This is a genomic window from Bifidobacterium tibiigranuli (assembly GCF_009371885.1).
Lineage (GTDB): Bacteria > Actinomycetota > Actinomycetes > Actinomycetales > Bifidobacteriaceae > Bifidobacterium > Bifidobacterium tibiigranuli.
The window spans coordinates 108,303-127,266 of record NZ_QLZA01000005.1 but is presented as its reverse complement, the minus strand read 5'-3'; the positions used below and the strand labels follow the sequence as shown (position 1 = coordinate 127,266).

Sequence of the window (18,964 nt, the reverse complement as noted above, 5' to 3'; positions counted from 1 at the left end):
GGCACGCTGTCCGTGCCCTCGTTGAGTCCTCGCGCTGTCCGCGCTTGTGCCTTCATCGTGCCCGCGCTTGCACCTTCAGCGGTATGGGCAGCACGAAATTCGTAAGCCGGTAACGCCAGAAATTGGCATACCGTGTTGGTTTTAGACGCCTATGTATTAGTGTGGAGGTGTGAATCAACGACGCAATCTCATGTTGGCGGCACTCGCATCGGCGGCCATGCCGAGCATCGCCGTGGCCGGAGCACGCAACAGCGAGCAGAATAACGCCACGGATGAGGCGATGGGCATTGATCTGGCGGTTGTGCAAGACAATTCCGGAGCCCTGTACGATGTTTTCGCCTCCGATACCGAAGCCGGCAAAAAACGTCTGGCGAGGCGCGTGCACGCCGCGAACACGCTGGCAAAGGCGAGGGAGCCCGGGGGCTTGGGATTCGCGATGGACAATGTGCTCGCGTTCGAAGACGGCGCGTCGGATCGGGGGGTCACCGGTAGCACGGCGGTTCTGGTCGCCACGCATCACAACGGGCAGTCCCGCCCGCTTGATCTGCTCACTTTGGACGACAGCGCAAGCGTCGGCACCGCCATCGGCGCGATTCACCGGCTGCGTCCGAACTTCCTGCAGGAAGGGAAATACCCGGCGTTCTCCACTGGGCAGATTCGCGCCCAGCTCACCGCTTGGATCAAGCGGCTGCGTCAGGCCGGCCATATTCCATCGTCGATTACCGCAAGCTGGTCGCGCATATTGGAAACCGAAGGCCTGTGGTCATTCGCCACCTGCCCGGTGCACGGCGGCTTCTCAGACGGCGATTTCCTCTTCTCGGATTCCACCATCACCGCCGTCACCAACTGGCAGGACATGCAGGTGAACGATCCGGCACGCGATCTGGCGTGGACCTTCGCCAAGCTTGACGAGCCGCACCGCAACGCCGTGCTGACGGCCTACGGGCGCATGCTGGGGTCGCGGCTGGACGATCTGATTATGCTGCGCGCGAACCTGTGGCTGCAGATGGAGCAGGTCGGCGAGTTTATTCAGGCACTCAACCACGCCGACAATGCCAAAATCATGCAGTTCAAGGCGCAGGTCGAACGGCTGGCCCATCAGCTTGCCGTGGCGACGCAGAGTCACGCCGCTGCCGCCCCTGCCGTACATTCCGCGCATGCCTCGCCGGGTCAGGCACCGTCAACCATCACGGTCGGCACGCTGCTCTCCGAGTCGGAGCGCCGCCGCGCCGCTCTCGAAGCCGCAGAACAGGAACGTGCCGGCGAGTCGCAAGGCGGCGACGGAACCGGGCAAATGGATGCCACCGGCGAATCGGACAGAACCGGTTCGGCACGGGCGAGCCGGGCAGCCGCGCCCGTTGATTCGGATTCCACGGCGGACCGTCCGGTGCAGCCAAGCAGGCAGTCCAAGCAGTTCGGACATTCCAGGCAGCACTCTTCATCGGCGACGATGGCCATTGCCCCTTCGTCGTTGCAGCGTTCGCAGGGCTCCAACGGTTTGGCTGGCAGCGACGACGCCTTCAATGATGACACGTTCGATGGCGGCTCATTCAGCCCCAGCGACACCTCCACCATCGTCATCCCGCTGCTCGAACGCGAGCAGCGCGCCTTGCGCGATGCGCAGGAGGGCCTGGACGGCTTCGACCCGGACGACACGACGAGCAGCGGCGTGCATATCTACCCCGATCGCAACGAATATCCCGATTATGACGCGAATGCTCGGCAGGAATCAGGCAGTACGCCGCAGAAGTCTGGCAGTGCCGGAACGGCCAGCTCAGGCGATGCGAACGGCACAAACCTCGTTTCTGGCGATACGCAGTCAGCCGACGACACGAATGACACCACGCCGAAAGCGTAAAGCGCTGGGTGCGGGCACAATGGCTAGGGACATAACGAAACTGCGTGTCATACGAGTCTCATATGCGACACGTGTGACGCGCAGCGAATGCTGTGAACGCAAGTTTGAATGATAACAAAAAGGAGTAATGATGGATATCGAACTGGGCATCCAGAACGTGGCGCGGCCGGTGAATTTCAGCAGCGACGAAAGCGCTGAAAAGATTGGTTCGCTTATTGCCGATGCAGTGGCCAACCAGACCATGATCGACATCACGGACAGCAAGGGCCGCCGCATCCTGGTACCCGGCCGTGCCCTCGGCTACGCCACAATCGGCTCCGAAACGCGCCACGCCGTCGGCTTCGGCGCGCTGTGATCAAGTGGCACTGTGACCAAGCGATTGCGGTGATTTCGAATCACTCCTGAACAGACCTGCAATGCGTGGGCGTGAAACTGTTGTTTTTACAATGGATTTCATGCCCACGCATTGTTTTTCGGTCTTGTTTTTCGATGTTCAATGCACACGCCGGACGAAACTAGCGAAGCGATGAAGCTCCCGATGGGTTAATCGGAACGATCGCCCCTCGTTCGATGATTTGCGCTACTGTTTCTGGATCGGTCACATTTTCGCCCAGCAGGTTCGGCTTGCCTTTGCCGTGCCAGTCCGACCCTCCGGTGGTTAGCAGCCCGTAGCGCTGCGCGAGGGCAAGCAGCCGGAGGCGTTGCGCTGGTGCGTTGCCGCGATGCCACACTTCCAGCCCGTCCAATCCCTCATCTACCAGCGCGTGAATCTGCTCGTCGCTGAGCAACACGCGATTGCGGCTGGTGTCGGCCGGATGCGCGACGACGCTCACGCCGCCGGCCTCGCGTACAGCATCCACCACTTCCAGCGCTGTCGGCGAAGCCGTGGGCACGTAGTATTTGCTGCGACCATTTACCGCCCCCTGAAAAGCCTCGGAGCGCGTGTCGTAGACGCCAGCGGCGACCAGCGCATCGGCGATATGCGGCCGGCCAATCGTGGTGCGTGACCCTTCCTTGACTTGATCGAGCACGTCATCCCAAGTGATCGGAAAGTCCTCGGACAGCCGCTCCACCATGATCTTGGCGCGGCGGACACGGCCATCGCGGGTTCTGGCGAACATGCTGGCGATATGCGGGCTGTTCGGATCGTATTGGTAAGCGAGCATGTGAACAGAGGTCCGGTCGAATTCGGCGGTGATTTCAGTGCCGCGCAGCAATGGCAACCCCAACCGCTCTGCGGCGCGCTGAGCGGGAACCCAGCCGCTGGTGGTGTCGTGATCGGTTATAGCCACGCCGAGCAGCTGCATCGCTTTGGCCTGCCGGACCAGCTCTTCGGGAGTCTCCGTACCATCGGAAAAGACCGTGTGACAGTGCATATCCCAGCCGGTTTGCGGACGCTCGGCACAATCGTCATACGTCATGCAACCATCGTAAGCTGTGACACAGCAAACAAGCGCATATGAAGGCGTAAATGTCATCATGTCGCCGCAATCGTGAGACTGCCATAACGCATAACGGCACGCGGCAGTGTCATGATCATACGACGATTATCACAGCGACATCATTGTTGAGGAACAACAGAAGGACCATTGTGGACGACATCAAGAACCCAGCCCTATCCGATGGCGGAACGAACGCCGCAGACGCTGTAACAGCAGTAGTCGCTGATGCAGCGGCGTCTGATACCAAAGAGTCCGACGCCGCTGCGCTGCACAGGGGCGCTGTCCCTGCCCCCGCTTCGCGCTCGCCGCTTACCCCGTTCACGCCCGCGCTGGCTGGGCTGCGTCACAGCGCGACCTGGAATTATGCGGTCATGCTGATATTTTCGCTCATAGCGTTGCTGGTGTCGCTGATTCTGTCGGCAGAAACGCTCCAATTGGCTCATAACCCCAAGAAGCTGCTGGATTGCGATGTCAACAGCGTGCTGTCGTGCTCGACGGTCGCCGAATCATGGCAGTCCGAAATCGTCAAATTCAACGGGCTGAGCTACCCCAATGCCTTCTTCGGCATCGCGGCGGAAAGCGTGTTCGTCACCATCGCCGTCATCGGACTGGCCCGCATCCGCATACCGCGCTGGTTCGCCGCAGCCACCTGGTTCGGCGGGCTGTTCGCGTTGCTTTACGCCTATTGGCTGTTCACCCAGTCGGTGTTCGTCATCCGCGCCCTGTGCCCGTGGTGCCTCGTGCTCATGTTCTCCACCACAATCCAGTTCATGGCACTCTCCCACGCCACGGCCAGCGTGCAGCACCTGCCCGATCGCGCGGGCCTCAAGACCTACTACCGACTCAACTATGATCTTATGGTCGATGCGGTGTGGATTCTGTTCCTCATCTCCATCATCATGGTCAAAGACGGCGCTGCAATCTTTGGCTGACTTTGGCTGAGCGTTCGTCATCCCCTTGCTCTGTCAACCGTCTTTAACCGTGACACGCCGAGACCCACTAGCCGCACCTCAAGTTACTCGGTGAGCGTGTCCTTGATTGCGCCAACGAAGGCATCGAGGTCGTCGGGCTTGCGCGAGGAAATCAGGCGCCAGCCGTTGCTATTGCAAATATGCAGCACCTCATCGACCTGCGTGCCACCTGCGTTCTCGATATCGGCCTTGATATAGCGGCAACTGCTTGAGGTCTTGCCCGGCAGCAGCCCGGCGTTGACCAGCAGCCACGGGCCGTGGCAAATCGCGGCGATGGGCTTGCCTGCGTGAGCGAAGTCCTGCGCGAGCTTGATGGCAGCCGGAGCGACACGCAGACGGTCCACATTGCAGGTGCCGCCAGGAACGACCAGCAGATCGTAATCCGCCGCATTCACGCTGTCGTAGGTCTCATCAGGCTGCACGGTTTCGCCCTCATAACGGTCATGCTGCACGGTTTCAACAGGGTCCATCGATGCCGCCGCCAGAGTCACCTGTGCCCCTGCGGCCTTGAGGTCACGCAGCGGCCGCGTCATCTCAGTCTCCTCGATGCCCCAGTTCTGTACGATGATCAGTACCTTGGCCTCTTCGATAGCCTTTGCCATGTTCATAACTCCTTCGCGAGCGATTGTTCCGGGCTGCAGCGCGGCGTTGGCGCCGCAGCCGCATGTCGCCGGTCGATATGCGGCCAGCCGTGCGTATGACACTGTGCTGCTTATGACACTGTGCCTATGACACTTGCACTTATTGACACTTACGACGATACCGGCATCGCGCGCCGCATGGGCAGTTTCAAGCCCGACGCGAAGTGAACGATCTCACATGACGCGTCTAACCTGGACGTGTCGCGTATGGCAGGCAGCCGCATACACTGGTGGGTTATGACGTTACAGGATCTCTCCCCCAATGCGCAGGACTATCTCAAGGTCATCTGGGGATTCCACGAATGGGGGCGCACCCCCGTGCAGCCCTCGGATCTGGCGAACAAGGCGCATGTCAGGCCTTCAACCGTCTCCGGCGCAGTGGCCCGCCTCGTCTCAGGCGGTTATGCCCGGCATGACCCCTATGGTGCCATCGAACTGACCGACACCGGCGAGCGGTACGCGCTGGCTATGGTGCGCAGGCATCGGCTGCTGGAGACCTTCCTCGTCAGCGCGCTGCACTACTCGTGGGACGAAGTGCACGCCGAAGCCGACGCACTGGAACACGCCGCCTCGGACATGATGATCGATCGCATTGACGATATGCTCGACCACCCCGCGACCGACCCCCACGGCGACCCGATTCCCCGTGCCGACGGTTCGATGCCAAACGTCGCCGAAACCCCGCTGTCCGAGGTGGAAGCCGGCGCAGCCGTCACCATCGAGCGCGTCAGCGACGAGGATCCCGAGCTGCTACGCTACTTCGATGCCCAGCACATCACCATCGGTACGACGCTGCGCGTCGAGAACCAAGACAAGACGTCCGGCACCATGACGCTGTCCCGATTGCATTCACCGGTTTCGGCAGGCAGCTTAGAACCAGGAAATGCCAATTCCAGCTCAAACGGCCAACTTTCCACTGCCCCAATCATCCTGCAATCCTCATTCGCCAACAGCATCCACGTACGCGTGCTTGAGAAAGAGACTGCAGCAGGCGAACGCTAAAGTCTGACTCCGTACGCTTTACATAGTTCGGTTTTGCACTTTATAGATTGTTAACATTCTTCAATGTTAAAATCTTTGGTGTTTCAACAAGAATGCACCAAGGAGCGTACGTATGGTGAACAGCCTCAGTCGATCAACGCAAATCGTCCATCAAGGTTCTGCAATTCACGAAAGAGCCAGCGACCCTGAATCTCTACCCATCTACCTGACAACCGCATTCCATCCGCAGGATCTTGATGATTTGGAAGATATCTATCGCGAAAAAGGATATGCCTATATTCGCTCGCGCAATCCCAACCGCAATGCTCTTGCCGAACTGGTGAATTGTCTTGAAAAGGGCGAACGATCTATCATTTGCAACTGCGGCATGGCGGCGATTTCAACCTTGATTCTCTCCTTGGTGCACTCAGGCGATCATATCCTCGCCGATCAGACCCTATATGGAGAGTCGATTGATCTGCTGGAAAAACTCGACGGATTTGGCATCGCAACGACTTTTGTGGATATGTCAGATTTGGCTGTAGTAGAACAGTCCATACAGGACAACACGAAAATCCTGTATACGGAAACGATTTCGAATCCAATGATTGCCGTAGCCGACATTGATTCGTTGGCAAGCATTGCACATAAACATCAAGCAAAGCTCGTCGTCGATAACACCTTCGCCACGTCTCTGCTCATCGCGCCTATTGATCATGGCGCGGATGTCACCATCAACAGTCTGACGAAATTCGCCAACGGGCATAGCGACGCCTCCGCCGGATCCATCACATCAACCAATGAAATAATCGAACAGGCGTATAGGCTCCAGGTTCTTCTGGGAACGACCGCAGACCCCTTCGATGCATGGATTGTCCAGCGTGGCATGCGCACTATGGATCTGCGTGTCAGAGCGCAGATGGACAATGCTACGAAAGTCGCGGCAGCGCTGCAGTCTCATCCGGCAGTCAGTAAGGTCTATCATCCAAGTCTGCTCGAACATCCGCAGCACGAACTGGCAACCAAGGAATTTACGAATGGCTATGGGGCGATGCTCAGCTTCGAAATTCCCGAAGATCGGGATAAGATCAACGCCTTCCTGCGGCATCTGAATATCGTTCATTACGCAATGACGCTTGGCGGGTATCGAACGACTCTGCAGCATCCGATGACCTCATCCCACTATGGATTCCCTCAGGAAGAGCTTGACAAGATAGGAATCACCTTCGGACTGATTCGCCTCTCTGTCGGCATGGAGAATTCCGACGATATCATCCGTGATCTCTTCGATGCGCTGAGTGTATTCGATGAGTAATGCGATGAAGAAGCACCAAATACGCCTATCTGAGGGGGTTAGCATTGCTGAATGTAGCTGACATAGAATCAACGGCATGTCGCATAGCACACTATGTGCACACGACCCCTCTTGCATCCTCATCGTCTCTGGGAAGTATGGTCGGCTCCGAAGTATATTTCAAATGCGAAAACCTGCAAAAGACCGGATCGTTTAAAGTACGTGGAGCCTTCAACACCTTGCTTTCGCTCACCGACGATGAGAAAGCTCGCGGCGTCGTATGCTATTCGTCAGGAAACCATGCGCAGGCAGTAGCTTACGCATCCTCGGTTCTTGGCATACGTTCCCAGCTCTTCATGCCTGAAAACGCTATTGCGGCAAAAGTCAATGCATGCAAGGCATACGGAGGCAGCATCACTTCATACGGGAAAACCGGTTCCGAAGCCCATGCCAAAGCCTTGGAATATATGCAAACAAGCAATTCCACATACATCGACCCCGTGGAAGACCCGCGAATAATGGCGGGGCAAGGGACAATAGGTCTCGAAATCCTACAAGACCTACCTGGTGTCGATACCATCTATGTCCCCGTAGGAGGCGGAGGCCTTATATCGGAGATTTCGGCAGCAATCAAAGCTCTGTCCCCCAAGACAACAGTGATAGGTGTGGAGCCAGAACACATGAACTGCATGGGGGCTTCATTCTCGGCAGGAAGAATCACAACGATTCCGAGCCGGTATTCAATAGCTGATGGCCTAGCAGGAACCGCGCCAGGCGAGAAAGCCTTTGCCGAGGTCATGGACAATGTTGACGAGATGGTCACCGTTTCCGACGAGGAAATAGCTACCGCGCTTACGCTTATTGTCACCTACACGAAGATGCTTATCGAACCTTCCGCTGCCGTGTCCTTTGCAGGGCTTCTCTTGAAAAAAACATCTGGAAAAAATGTATGCATTCTCTCCGGCGGAAATGCAAATCTCCATGTAATCGCCGATATTTTCTCACAGCATACCGAAGTCTAGAACACCCATGCAAGGAAGTACCTATGAAAACTTTATTGCCTAAGAACTCTTATGCTGCAGCCCCATATACAACACGTTGAATTTCTTGGGCAATAAGGGCTCCGCCGTTTAGCCCGCATCGTACACTGTACTATTGTTTGCAAAATCTAGTAGAGGGTACTCATGGCTAATCCGCTTTTGCGTTCCTACACCATCAACGTGCCGCCGACGCACGAGATAGTGTACGACAAGGTGCGCGAATTGCTGCTGAATGGAGTTCTCTCCCCTGGCGACAAGCTGAAGGAAATGGAAATCGCCGAATCGTTCGGCGTGAGCCGCGGACCTGTCCGCGAGGCCTTTCAGCAACTCGTCTCGGAAGGAATTCTCACAGCGAAAAAGAATCGTGGGGTCTTTGTCGCCACCATGTCCGAAGAAGACGTGAAAGACATCTATTTTGCGCGTCTGATCATCGAACGCGAAGCTTTCGTCCATCTTCAACACTCGCCGGATGAATCCGTCTTCTCAAGCTTGCAGCAGTGCATTCACAATATGGATTCGCTCACGAACAACGAAAACTGGAACGTCGTTGTCAAAGGTGACGTGGAATTTCATCAAAGCGTCGTTCAGGCGCTAGGCAGCAAACGGGTCAACGATTTCTATTCGACCATCATCGCGCAGATCACACTCTGCATCGCCCATCTTCGCGGCGCGTATATGGCACCATCCGAGATAGCGACCGAGCATAAGCTGCTGCTTGAGCTTCTGCGGCAGGGCGACAAAAAGCCGCTGCTCAAAGAGCTTGATCGGCACATGGAATCGGCCGTCGAATATCTCACAGGCCAACACTGATTGGCTTGGGCAGTACAACCTGCTCGCTGCCCAAGCCAATGCTCAGTCGATACACTACCGGGCTACCCCAGCACCGATTCCACCGCTGCGGTCAGCAGCGAGGCTCCCTCGTCAATCTCCTCGGCACTCACGTTGAGAGCCGGCACAATCCTGACCACATTGTTGTAGGGACTGCATGTCAAGGTAAGCAATCCTCCATCCTCGGCAGCAAGCTGCACCTTGCGCGCCAACTGAGGGTCAGGGTCTCCATCGTCACCGATGAATTCCATGGAACGCATAAGACCAACGCCCCGCACTTCACCGATGTTCGCATGTCGTTGTGCCAACGGGTGTAGCAAACCGGCGAGCTGCACGCCGCGCTCAGCGGCGTTGGCAACCAAATGCTCTTCCTTGATGACACGAATCGTCTCCACGCCCGCGGCAGCCGAGACTGCATTCCCGCAGTATGTGCCTCCCTGTGATCCCGGCCAGGCGAGCTTCATGATGGATTCGTTCGCGGCGATGCCTGAAATTGGGAAACCGCTCGCGATGCCTTTTGCCATCGTCATGATGTCCGGAGTGATACCCGAGATCTGGTGCGACCAGAAGTGGCCGGTTTTGCCTACGCCAGCTTGTACTTCATCGCAGATCAGCATGATGCCGTTGCGGTCGGCAATATCGCGCAGCGCCTTCATAAAAGCGGGCGGTGTCTTGATGTACCCGCCATCCCCTTGCACCGGCTCGATGATGAATGCGGCCGTGTCTTTGGGATCGGTTTGCGTGTGGAACATGAAATCAAGCTCGCGCAGGCAGAACTCGACTGTCTCTTCCTCCGACCAGTGATAATGGTAAGAGTTGGGATACGGCGCAAAGAACACTCCCGGCATCATCGGACCGAAGCCAGATCGCACGGTGAGTGTCGCAGAAGTCACCGATGCGGCACCCATCGTCCTGCCGTGGAAACCGCCTTGGAAGGCGATAATATTCTGTCTTCCAGTCGCCATCTTCGCCAGTCGCAGCGCCGATTCGACGGCTTCGGAACCCGAGTTGGAGAAGAATATGGAATTGAGCTGCTCCGGCAACACCGTACCCAGCTCATCGATAAAATCAAGCATGGGCTGGTGCATCACCGTAGTCGCCTGCGCATGAATCACCTTGCCAATCTGCTCTTGCGCAGCCTTGACGACTCTGGGATGACAATGGCCGGTGCTGGTTACACCGATGCCGGTGGTGAAATCCAGATATCGTCTTCCGTTCTGCGCGTATATCCAACTTCCTTTGGCGTGATCTACCACAACAGATGACGACTGTTTGAGCGCTGGACTCAATGTGGCCATAATATGCTTCCCCTGTTCTGTAATTTTCCTTGCATTTTGATTGAATTATTGTTTTTTTGAGGTCCAACGCGCTACGATTCAGCACGTACGAAAATCAATGCGCGCTGTCTTCGTCAAACGTCTGAGATACTACGCTGATGTCTTCGTGGCCTTGCTCATGACTGATGCTTTCGTCGTAGAGATTTGTCACCGTAGAGAGCAGATCGGTACGGAACCCTACAGATTCCATCACCGAACCGACGAGTCCCAGGTCCTTGCGCAGCGCAAGGACTTCGAATTGCGGGCTGAAATCATGCGTGATAGCTTTCATACCCTTGATATGGGCATATGGGGAATCCGTTGTAGCACCATCGATGACCTCAAGGAAAAGCCTTGGGTCGACATGCTGGTGTTCAAGCAGCTTGATTGACTGACTGGCAGCCGCAGTTATGCAAGCGAGCCAGAGATTGCACACCAGCTTGACCGCTGTCCCATCTCCAAGCTGAGGGCCGCAATGCACCAGCTTGAATGACATGGCATCCAAAACAGGCTTCGCCTGCTCGAACAGGGCAGGGTCTCCGCCACCAATCAACGTCAGATGACCGACAGCGGCCTGATCCTTGCTTCCCATCATCATGGTTTCAATGACCCTGAGCCCATCGCGCTCAGCCAAATCCGCCACGCGCTTCGTGCCTTCCACTCCGATGGTCGCCGTTTGTATCCAGATCGTATTACTAGGAGTATATGACGCGGAGCGTTCCAGCACGTCCAGAACGCTGTCTGCGTCATACAACGCTATAATCACGGCTTCGGCATGCACAAGGGCTGTATGCAGGTCAGGCTCAACCAACACGCCATCCTTTTTCAGCGGCTCGGCACGCGCAATGGTCCGATTCCAAGCTGTAACCGACAAACCTCCTCTCGCCAATGAGCGCGCGATACCACTTCCCATAATTCCAGTACCAAGAACCGTAACATTCACGTTTATTCCCTTCCCCGTGCCATTTATGCCTCAAATACACTGAGCGCATTATAGAAATCACGAATCAGATCATCCGGATTCTCAATGCCCACGGAAAGTCTGAACATGCCTGGCGTAATACCCATCTTCCTGCGCAAGGCATCCGGCATGTGCTTGTGCGAAGAAATAATCGGGTGATCCAACGACGAGCGCAGACCGCCAAGCGTCGGCGCATAATGCGCGAAATGAAGCCGACTCATGAATTCATCGACTTTTTCATCGTCATCGGGAATAATAAAGCTGAGCATTCCTCCGAAACCTGAATCGGTAAATACGCGAATCGCCAGATCATGCTGAGGAGAGCTTTCCAGCCCCGGATAGTTGACCTTGCTAACTGCCGGATGCTTCTCAAGAGCCTCCGCCAGCTTCTTCGCATTGCTCATCTGCTTGGGCACACGGAGACTCAGCGTGTGCAGGCCGCGAAGAATCATCCATGAATTGAATGGCTCGCCCGGCGTGCCACAGAGCATGCGCACGGGATGGATCTCATCAATGAGCTTGGCCGACGCCGTGATGGAGCCTGCAATGGCATCACTATGTCCATTCATGAACTTAGTAAGGCTGTTGATGACGATGTCAGCACCCAATTCAATTGGCTTGATAGCCAGAGGAGTAGTGAAGGTGTTGTCGACCATCAGCAAGGCGTTATGAGCATGCGCAATGTCCGCCATAGCAGCAATATCCGTGAGCTCAATGACCGGGTTGCTAAGCACCTCCGTGTATATCAACTTAGTGCTGGGCTTGATAGCAGCATTGACCGCATCGATGTCGCCGAGATCAATGAAATCTGTCTCCACTCCGAAGCGAGAGAGCAATTTGCTGAATACATCGAACGTTTCGCCGTAAATGTACGAATTGCAGATGACATGATCGCCTGGGTTCAGAATGGTGATCAGCGTGGTGGTGATCGCACCCATTCCGGAGGAGAAAATCAGCGATTTCTCTCCGCCTTCCAGCCACGAGACTGCATTCGCCAAGAGGTCGCGGTTGGGGTTGTTGGTACGGATATAGGTGTAGCCCTCGTCCTTATAGGTCTGCTTCACTTCCGAAAGCGTCTTCATCGTGAATGCGGTATTGGGGAAGAAAGGCATGGCTTCAGGCTTGAGGTCCATTCCCGGAATGGAATCACTGATATACAGCAACTCTGATTCTCTCGTAAACTCCATATTGATTTACTCCTTTTTTGTTTGAAATATTGTTTGCGTGGCTACAACACTTTGCTGAGAAAGGCTTGGGTCCGCGGGTTCTGGGGATTGGCGAACAATGACACAGGGTCGCCTTGCTCAAGAATCTGGCCACCATCCATGAAAATGACACGGTCACCAATCTCTCGAGCAAAGCCCATCTCATGCGTCACCACAATCATGGTCATTCCTTCTTTGGCCAGTCTTCGCATGACTTCAAGCACTTCGCCGACCATTTCCGGATCCAACGCCGATGTGGGCTCGTCAAATAGCATCATCTTCGGCTTCATCGCAAGTGCACGGGCAATCGCCACACGCTGCTGCTGACCACCTGATAATGACGATGGATATGCAGATGCCTTGTCCTCAAGACCAACCTCGCGCAGCAGCTCAATTGCCAGCTCCTGAGCCTCAGGCAGAGGCATCTTCTTCACTTTTGTGGGGGCAAGAACGATGTTCTCCATGCAGGTGTAATGCGGGAATAGGTTGAACTGCTGGAAGACCATTCCTATATCGGCCCGTGTGTACTTATCATGCTCATCGTGCTGCGAGATGACCGTGCCATTGACTGCTATCTCGCCTTCATTGACCGTTTCCAGCTGACCGATACAGCGCAGCAACGTTGATTTTCCTGAGCCAGAAGGACCTATGATAACCACAACCTCACGCTCATCCACGTCCATGTCAACATCTTTGAGAACCTGATGGTCGCCGAAGCTTTTCTTCAGATTTCTTACTGAAATCATGATTTCATCCTTTTCTCTTGCTTGTTGACCAAATAGCCCAAGACGTAGGTCAGCACCAGATAAATGAATGCAGAAGACAGATATGGCTCCCACACGCGATAATATTGCGCATTCATCGCCTGAGCCCAATAGGTCAGTTCGGGAGCAGCAATGGTCGAGGCAAGCGACGAGTCCTTGATAAGGCTGATGAACTCATTGCCCAAAGGCGGAAGGATTCGTTTGATTGCTTGCGGCATGATGACGTACCGCAGCGACTGCACTTTCCCTAAGCCTAAAGACTTGGATGCCTCTGACTGCCCACGATCGATGGATTCAACACCAGCTCGAACTGTTTCAGCGATATATGCACCGGAGTTCAAAGACAACGACATGATAGCCGCAACGGTTCCGTTTGACGTACCGATGATAACCGGCACAACGCCGAAATTGATAATAAGCAACTGGACTAGCAGCGGCGTGCCTCGGAAAAACGCGACATAGATTCTGAAGGGCAGAGACACCCATTTATTTCGACTCATCTTTCCGAAGGCGATCAGCACGCCTATGACGCTTCCAAACACAACGCCTGCCAACGAGAATCCTAATGTCAGCAATGTGCCTGATAGCAGATATGGCAGATATTGATATACGATACTAAAATCAAAACTCATTCTGAATCACCTTTACAATCATCTTCTGCGTGAATTGCGGTTACTGCGTACTCATTCATCCATCGAACCTGGAATACGATTGAAAGAACGATACTGTTCAGAGATGCACTATGACTTCAGATCTTTGATATTCGGAGCGGTACCGAACCACTTCTGGTACATTTCACTGTATTCCTTTGTTGTGATGAAAGAGGCGAGCGCCTTGTCGATAGGATCGCGGTAGGTGCTTCCCTTCGGGAACATAATCCCGAAGTATTCCGGTGCAAATGCCTTGTCGTCCCTGACAATCCTGAGGTCGTACTGTTTGTTGCTTTCAATGAAATGCTTGTTATTCGTGTCGTCGCCTACTGCGGCATCCACTTCGCCATGAATCAGCTGCATATAATGCAGGCCATTTTTGGAGGCAATGATATTAGGATTCTTTTCTCCGAACAATTTCTCCATAGCCGTCTGCCCCGTCTGCCCGCTTGGCACTCCGACCTTTTTGCCTTTGAGATCTGCAGCAGATGCAATCGAACTATCTTTGTGGACCACGATGCTCTGACGTGATACGAAGTAGGGGGAAGAGAAATCATATGTCTTTTTCCTATCGTCCGTTATCGTTATGCCCGAAATCGCCATATCTTTGGATTTGCCCTGAATCTGACTGAACATATCCTCCCAGCCAGCATTTTTGATGGTCACCGAATAGCCGGCCTTCTTCGCGACGGCCTGAATAAGGTCAATATCGAAACCGACCATCTTGCCTTTATCGAGATATTCGAATGGGTTCCAGTTCGCATAAGTAACAACTTTAAGAGTTTTGCTGGGGGTGGGGCTAGATGAGGCAGATCCGCATCCGGATAATCCCATAACCGCACTCAGCACCACTGCGCATGCAACGGCTCCGATTTTTCTTATTTTGTTCATGATTCCTCACTTGGTAATGTGCATCGTAATTTTCTTCATGCAGTACCCATATTGATAACTGTCAAATGTTTACAAAAGACAACCAATTGATTACCATAATGTTTCCGATGAAAATATCCGTGACATAGCACTACATATAAATCGTAAAATGTTAACGATTCCTCTGAATCCCATATGCGCAAGTGGAAATCAAACACGAACGCGCCGTGGAATCGCGGCGCATGACACCAATAAGAATGGATGATGGTCTTATGTACGAAGAATTCACAACATTCAAGGCACTGAGCTTTGATTGCTACGGAACGCTCATCGATTGGGAGACCGGAATAGGCAGTGTCCTTGTCGAATGGGCCCAAAGCATAGGTATCTCTGCAAATCAGGAGCAGCTTCTCAATGTTTATGCCGACCACGAGGCCGCTGTGGAAGCCGAATTCCCGAGCATGCCCTATCCGCAGGTTCTAGAGCAGGCGTTCACACGAGTCGGCGTGGAACTCGGATACGAGGTGAGCGAAAAGCAGGCTGAAAAGCTCGGAGTCTCCGTACCCGACTGGCCCGCGTTTGCTGATTCCCATAAGGCGTTGGAACGCCTGCATCGGCACTACTCCCTCATTATTCTTTCGAACGTCAATCGGGAAGGCTTCGACGCCAGCGAAAAACGACTCGGAATACAGTTCGACGAGATTCTCGTAGCCAACGAAATCGGATCTTATAAGCCATCGCCTAGGAACTTCCATGCTCTGCTCAGCCGCATCGATGAACTTGGACTGCAGCCTGACCAATTGCTGCATGTAGCACAATCATTGTTCCACGATCACGTTCCTGCTCAGAAGCAAGGCCTGAAAACCGTGTGGATCAACCGTCGCCACAATCAGCCCGGCTGGGGCGCCACCCCGGAGCCTAGTGCAGAGGTCTACCCCACATGGGAATTCCCCTCTTTAGCTGCATTCGCTGACGCAGTCGATGCAGCCTTCACTGACTGATAATGAAAGGCACGCCGCAAAGACACGTAAACGACTAAGCCCTCAAGAAACATGAAGGTTGGTGGTCTCGCATGAAACTATGCGAGACCACCAACCTTTTCAGTAACCCTTGTCAGCGCGTCTCATGCTCTGCAGCGTCTGACGGCGACTCCTGCGCCTGCAGCCGCGCCTTGACCTTCTGGGCGTATTCGTCGACATAGTCCTGGCCGCTGAGCTTGCGGATGGCCTCGGTCACACGGTCGGTCAGCGAGCGCAGCTCGTCATGCGTGATATCGCCTGGTGCCTTCTTCGCCACGGTAATCGGTTTGCCGTACATCACCATCGAATTGCCTTTTGACGGAATCACCTGCCCCGGCTTCTGCAGCTCGCGGCTGCCGATGACGGCCGTGGGAATGATCGGGCAGCCGGTTTCCAGCGCCAGCTTCGCCACACCGACATGACCGCGGTAGAGCCGCCCATCGGGGCTGCGCGTGCCTTCGACATGGATGCCGAAGAGATGCCCAGCTTCGAGGATTTCGCGCGCGTGCGCCAGCGCACCCAAGGATTTGGAGCCGCCGGAGCGATCCACAGGGAAGACGCCCACCGAAGTGAACCACCATTTCTGGAATTTGCCTTTGATGCCTTTGCCTTCGAAGTATTCGGCCTTGCCCATGAAGTGAATCATGCGCGGACTGGTCAGCGGTATCAGCGCATCGTCGATGACGGCAAGATGATTCGAGGCGATGATAGCGCCGCCTTGCCTGGGAATGTTCTCGACTCCCCGGCTTGACGGGTTCATGCGCCAGCGGGCGACGGGGCCGAGTCCCTTGACGAACAACCAGTAGAGCATGACTCTCCCTTTCGCGCGGCGTTCGACGGCCACCGCCTTATGTGCAGCGGCATGGTCGTGATGCGCCAAGTTGTTACGGCACCTCTATTAGAGTGGTGCCTATGACTGAACTCAACAATAGCAACGGCGAAGATACGAGTCCAAACTCCACGCCGAAAAACGGCTCGAACGGCGTCAATAATGCCGCTGACGGCGATAAGGCCGACGCTGCCAACGCCGACGAGCTGTGGGCCGAGTTCGAGAGCAGCCATGCCGACGATCTGGGCGATGTCGCGCATTCCCGCAGTGCGAAGCAGTTCGAGAAGCATGCCAAGCGCAAGGAGAAGGAGGCGCTGCTCTCGGTCAACGACCTCGATGAGGGAACCTTCGCTGGCGACATACCGAGCGCTAGCCACGGCCCACGTGATTTCACAGCCTCAAGCTGGCTGGATACCGACGACATGCTCGACTCGCAGGACGATTTCGTGCCGCCGAACCCGAAAATCGGCCATATCGATGCCACGACGCTGGTGTTCTGGGGGCTGCTGCTCGTCGGCATCGCTGGCACCATCGCGTCGGTGTTCTTCCACCAGTACACGGGCATACTGGGCATGTTCTTCGGCCCCTGCGCGCTCATTGGCGGCGCAGGACTCATCGCCCGTCATCGCGGATCCTCGCAGACCCGCGATGACTATTTCGATGACGGCGCCAGAGTCTGACTCGTTCGACCCGCTATCGCTTGGCCTGAGCTGCGGCGAGCCAGCGGTCGAGCAGCGCCTGAGCCGCACCAGAGTCGACGGTCTGCTCCGCGATCGCGTAGGCTGCCTTGAAACGCTCGATGAAATCGCCCTGCGGCACCAGATGCCCATCGGCCACGATGGCCGACGCGGCGTTGAGCAGCGCCGTCGAACGCGACGACACGTCCTCGCCCGCAAGGAAGCGGCGGAAGATGGAAGCGTTGAGCTCCGGCTCCCCTCCCCTGAGCGCGCTGACATCGATGCGTTCGAGTCCCAGCTGCTCCACCGGGTCGAATTCAATCTCGGTGACCTTGCCATCGGCAATCTCCCACACGGACACCGGCCCCGTCTGCGCTAGCTCGTCCAGGCCTTCGTGCGAGGTGTAGACCATGCCGCTCTGCCCGTGCCCGGCATACACCTGCGCCATCAATGGGCTGAGCTTGCGGTCGGCGCAGCCGATAGCCACATGCTGCGGCTTGGCGGGGTTGGTCAACGGACCGAGCACATTGAACACGCACGGAATGCCCAGCGCAGAACGCACCGGACCTACGAAGCGCATCGAAGGATGGAAGGTCTTGGCGAAGGCGAAGGTGATGCCCACCTCGTCGCCGATTTCGGCCACGGCCTGCGGTTCGAGGTCAAGCGGAAGACCCAGCGCTTCGAGCACATCGGCGGCGCCGCACTTCGAGGAGGCGGCACGGTTGCCATGCTTGACGATTTTGACGCCAGCCGCAGCAGCGACCACCGAACCCATGCTCGACAGGTTCACCGTCGCGGCACCATCGCCACCGGTTCCCACGATGTCGGTGAGCTCGCCGCTCACATGCAGCGGCACGGCATGCGCGACCATGGCCTGCGAAGCTCCTGAAATCTCATCGGCGGTCAGTCCAAGCTGCTGCTGCATCGCCAGCACGGCACCGACAGCTGCCGGATTGGCGTCGCCGTTCATCAGGTCATCCACGAACCATCGAGACTCCTGTGCGTTCAAGTGGTCGCCACCGACCAGCTTCGTGAGAATCGACTTCCATGTGATCTCGGACATAAGCCCTCCCTGAGGCGTGATGCTGCTGCTCATGGCACGTCGCCATGACGATGCCCTATTCTACTGTCTTCCCGTCACAGAATGTTTTCGTGTTTCCATATGTTGGCTCTACTGGGCAGATTCGTGTGTTTCCCCTTACCCAAACGCATGAATGTGCCTAGCAGACACCGCTATCGAATAGCAAAGCGGCGAACACCGTTGCCAGTGTCCGCCGCCCTGTGTCGTTTAATTGATGGCCGTTCAATTGCCAGCTGTTGAATCGCAGCTCAGCGTGTCATCGCCTCTCCGTCACTCGTTCTGACCGTGGCACATCTTGTACTTGCGTCCCGAGCCGCACGGGCACGACGAGTTCTTGGAGGTACCAGGGAAGGTCTTCCCGTCCGACCATGCCGTTTTCGATTCCTCGCTCTTGGGCTGCTTGCTCGCAGGAACCTTGCCCTCGGCGTGGCTGAGCGGAGCCGGACCGACGATGCCGGGCTGGGCGCTGTCGTCCTCGTCGCTGTCCTGGGTAGAAGCAGCATCGGGGTCGCCCGGCTCGGAGCTGATCGCCACCGC

Annotated in this window: 19 protein-coding genes and 1 pseudogene; 9 read left to right on the top strand and 11 right to left on the bottom strand. The window is 55.8% G+C overall.

Annotation, left to right across the window (positions count from 1 at the left end):
* Window positions 1–169 precede the first annotated feature (169 nt).
* Together DDF78_RS05615 and DDF78_RS05610 are read left to right on the top strand one after the other, a co-directional pair.
* A complete protein-coding gene (locus DDF78_RS05615; RefSeq protein ID WP_415481506.1) occupies window positions 170–1,858 on the top strand; it encodes a phosphotransferase in 1,689 nt (562 codons plus the stop codon).
* Window positions 1,859–1,988: 130 nt separating this feature from the next.
* A complete protein-coding gene (locus tag DDF78_RS05610; RefSeq protein WP_152580738.1) occupies window positions 1,989–2,213 on the top strand; it encodes a DUF3107 domain-containing protein in 225 nt (74 codons plus the stop codon).
* Window positions 2,214–2,373: 160 nt separating this feature from the next.
* On the opposite strand, the gene DDF78_RS05605 is transcribed toward DDF78_RS05610, so the two are convergent.
* On the bottom strand, window positions 2,374–3,279 hold the full coding sequence (locus DDF78_RS05605; RefSeq protein ID WP_152580739.1) for a PHP domain-containing protein: 906 nt from the start codon (window positions 3,277–3,279) through the stop codon (window positions 2,374–2,376).
* 350 nt (window positions 3,280–3,629) lie between these two features.
* Here DDF78_RS05605 and DDF78_RS05600 point away from each other — a divergent pair, with 350 nt between their 5' ends.
* Window positions 3,630–4,232 carry a vitamin K epoxide reductase family protein gene (locus DDF78_RS05600; RefSeq protein ID WP_237564571.1) on the top strand — a complete coding sequence of 201 codons (603 nt, stop codon included), beginning with the start codon at window positions 3,630–3,632 and terminating at the stop codon, window positions 4,230–4,232.
* Between the two features lie 83 nt (window positions 4,233–4,315).
* Here the strand turns inward: DDF78_RS05600 and DDF78_RS05595 are convergent, their stop codons facing one another.
* Window positions 4,316–4,873, bottom strand: coding sequence for a type 1 glutamine amidotransferase domain-containing protein (locus DDF78_RS05595; RefSeq protein WP_152580740.1), 558 nt, complete (start codon window positions 4,871–4,873; stop codon window positions 4,316–4,318).
* A gap of 276 nt (window positions 4,874–5,149) precedes the next feature.
* On the opposite strand from DDF78_RS05595, the gene DDF78_RS05590 reads away from it, so the two are divergent.
* The 4 genes from DDF78_RS05590 to DDF78_RS05575 all read left to right on the top strand — a co-directional run bounded on the left by DDF78_RS05590 (window position 5,150) and on the right by DDF78_RS05575 (window position 9,037).
* Window positions 5,150–5,914 (top strand): metal-dependent transcriptional regulator, encoded by a 765-nt coding sequence (locus DDF78_RS05590; RefSeq protein WP_152580741.1) that lies wholly within the window; start codon window positions 5,150–5,152, stop codon window positions 5,912–5,914.
* A 112-nt stretch (window positions 5,915–6,026) separates the two neighbouring features.
* Window positions 6,027–7,208, top strand: coding sequence for a trans-sulfuration enzyme family protein (locus DDF78_RS05585; RefSeq protein ID WP_152580742.1), 1,182 nt, complete (start codon window positions 6,027–6,029; stop codon window positions 7,206–7,208).
* 95 nt (window positions 7,209–7,303) lie between these two features.
* Window positions 7,304–8,209, top strand: a complete 906-nt coding sequence (locus tag DDF78_RS05580) for a threonine/serine dehydratase family protein (protein WP_272869819.1) — start codon at window positions 7,304–7,306, stop codon at window positions 8,207–8,209.
* Between the two features lie 162 nt (window positions 8,210–8,371).
* Entirely contained in the window at window positions 8,372–9,037 is a 666-nt protein-coding gene (locus tag DDF78_RS05575; RefSeq protein WP_152580744.1) for a GntR family transcriptional regulator, read from the top strand.
* A 62-nt stretch (window positions 9,038–9,099) separates the two neighbouring features.
* Here the strand turns inward: DDF78_RS05575 and DDF78_RS05570 are convergent, their stop codons facing one another.
* The 6 genes from DDF78_RS05570 to DDF78_RS05545 form a co-directional block, all read right to left on the bottom strand.
* Window positions 9,100–10,353: an aspartate aminotransferase family protein gene (locus DDF78_RS05570; RefSeq protein ID WP_152580745.1), complete on the bottom strand. Its 1,254-nt coding sequence runs from the start codon at window positions 10,351–10,353 to the stop codon at window positions 9,100–9,102.
* A 94-nt stretch (window positions 10,354–10,447) separates the two neighbouring features.
* A complete protein-coding gene (locus DDF78_RS05565) occupies window positions 10,448–11,314 on the bottom strand; it encodes an NAD(P)-dependent oxidoreductase (RefSeq protein ID WP_152580746.1) in 867 nt (288 codons plus the stop codon).
* Between the two features lie 23 nt (window positions 11,315–11,337).
* Window positions 11,338–12,519 (bottom strand): trans-sulfuration enzyme family protein, encoded by a 1,182-nt coding sequence (locus tag DDF78_RS05560; protein ID WP_152580747.1) that lies wholly within the window; start codon window positions 12,517–12,519, stop codon window positions 11,338–11,340.
* Between the two features lie 41 nt (window positions 12,520–12,560).
* Window positions 12,561–13,283: an amino acid ABC transporter ATP-binding protein gene (locus tag DDF78_RS05555; protein ID WP_152580748.1), complete on the bottom strand. Its 723-nt coding sequence runs from the start codon at window positions 13,281–13,283 to the stop codon at window positions 12,561–12,563.
* Complete coding sequence (locus DDF78_RS05550; protein ID WP_152580749.1) at window positions 13,280–13,933, bottom strand: amino acid ABC transporter permease; 654 nt, start codon at window positions 13,931–13,933, stop codon at window positions 13,280–13,282. Before DDF78_RS05550 ends, DDF78_RS05555 begins: the two co-directional genes overlap by 4 nt.
* Window positions 13,934–14,041: 108 nt before the next feature.
* Window positions 14,042–14,842, bottom strand: a complete 801-nt coding sequence (locus DDF78_RS05545; RefSeq protein WP_152580750.1) for a transporter substrate-binding domain-containing protein — start codon at window positions 14,840–14,842, stop codon at window positions 14,042–14,044.
* Between the two features lie 251 nt (window positions 14,843–15,093).
* Between DDF78_RS05545 and DDF78_RS05540 the strand changes: the two genes are divergently transcribed.
* Window positions 15,094–15,822, top strand: a complete 729-nt coding sequence (locus tag DDF78_RS05540) for a haloacid dehalogenase type II (protein ID WP_152580751.1) — start codon at window positions 15,094–15,096, stop codon at window positions 15,820–15,822.
* Between the two features lie 112 nt (window positions 15,823–15,934).
* Here the strand turns inward: DDF78_RS05540 and DDF78_RS05535 are convergent, their stop codons facing one another.
* Window positions 15,935–16,651 (bottom strand): lysophospholipid acyltransferase family protein, encoded by a 717-nt coding sequence (locus DDF78_RS05535; RefSeq protein ID WP_152580752.1) that lies wholly within the window; start codon window positions 16,649–16,651, stop codon window positions 15,935–15,937.
* A 101-nt stretch (window positions 16,652–16,752) separates the two neighbouring features.
* On the opposite strand from DDF78_RS05535, the gene DDF78_RS05530 reads away from it, so the two are divergent.
* Window positions 16,753–17,349, top strand: a complete 597-nt coding sequence (locus DDF78_RS05530; RefSeq protein ID WP_152580753.1) for a hypothetical protein — start codon at window positions 16,753–16,755, stop codon at window positions 17,347–17,349.
* Between the two features lie 13 nt (window positions 17,350–17,362).
* On the opposite strand, the gene trpD is transcribed toward DDF78_RS05530, so the two are convergent.
* Window positions 17,363–18,409 carry an anthranilate phosphoribosyltransferase gene (gene trpD / locus DDF78_RS05525; protein WP_152580847.1) on the bottom strand — a complete coding sequence of 349 codons (1,047 nt, stop codon included), beginning with the start codon at window positions 18,407–18,409 and terminating at the stop codon, window positions 17,363–17,365.
* A gap of 288 nt (window positions 18,410–18,697) precedes the next feature.
* Window positions 18,698–18,880: pseudogene (locus DDF78_RS12480) on the bottom strand (SEC-C metal-binding domain-containing protein); the annotation flags it as partial.
* Window positions 18,881–18,964: the final 84 nt, after the last annotated feature.

Coding starts and splice junctions, on each gene's coding strand:
- DDF78_RS05610 (WP_152580738.1), top strand. CDS start 1,989: ATGGATATCGAACTGGGCATCCAGAACGTGGCGCGGCCGGTGAATTTC.
- DDF78_RS05605 (WP_152580739.1), bottom strand. CDS start 3,279: ATGACGTATGACGATTGTGCCGAGCGTCCGCAAACCGGCTGGGATATG.
- DDF78_RS05595 (WP_152580740.1), bottom strand. CDS start 4,873: ATGGCAAAGGCTATCGAAGAGGCCAAGGTACTGATCATCGTACAGAAC.
- DDF78_RS05590 (WP_152580741.1), top strand. CDS start 5,150: ATGACGTTACAGGATCTCTCCCCCAATGCGCAGGACTATCTCAAGGTC.
- DDF78_RS05585 (WP_152580742.1), top strand. CDS start 6,027: ATGGTGAACAGCCTCAGTCGATCAACGCAAATCGTCCATCAAGGTTCT.
- DDF78_RS05575 (WP_152580744.1), top strand. CDS start 8,372: ATGGCTAATCCGCTTTTGCGTTCCTACACCATCAACGTGCCGCCGACG.
- DDF78_RS05570 (WP_152580745.1), bottom strand. CDS start 10,353: ATGGCCACATTGAGTCCAGCGCTCAAACAGTCGTCATCTGTTGTGGTA.
- DDF78_RS05560 (WP_152580747.1), bottom strand. CDS start 12,519: ATGGAGTTTACGAGAGAATCAGAGTTGCTGTATATCAGTGATTCCATT.
- DDF78_RS05555 (WP_152580748.1), bottom strand. CDS start 13,283: ATGATTTCAGTAAGAAATCTGAAGAAAAGCTTCGGCGACCATCAGGTT.
- DDF78_RS05550 (WP_152580749.1), bottom strand. CDS start 13,933: ATGAGTTTTGATTTTAGTATCGTATATCAATATCTGCCATATCTGCTA.
- DDF78_RS05545 (WP_152580750.1), bottom strand. CDS start 14,842: ATGAACAAAATAAGAAAAATCGGAGCCGTTGCATGCGCAGTGGTGCTG.
- DDF78_RS05540 (WP_152580751.1), top strand. CDS start 15,094: ATGTACGAAGAATTCACAACATTCAAGGCACTGAGCTTTGATTGCTAC.
- DDF78_RS05535 (WP_152580752.1), bottom strand. CDS start 16,651: ATGCTCTACTGGTTGTTCGTCAAGGGACTCGGCCCCGTCGCCCGCTGG.
- DDF78_RS05530 (WP_152580753.1), top strand. CDS start 16,753: ATGACTGAACTCAACAATAGCAACGGCGAAGATACGAGTCCAAACTCC.
- trpD (WP_152580847.1), bottom strand. CDS start 18,409: ATGTCCGAGATCACATGGAAGTCGATTCTCACGAAGCTGGTCGGTGGC.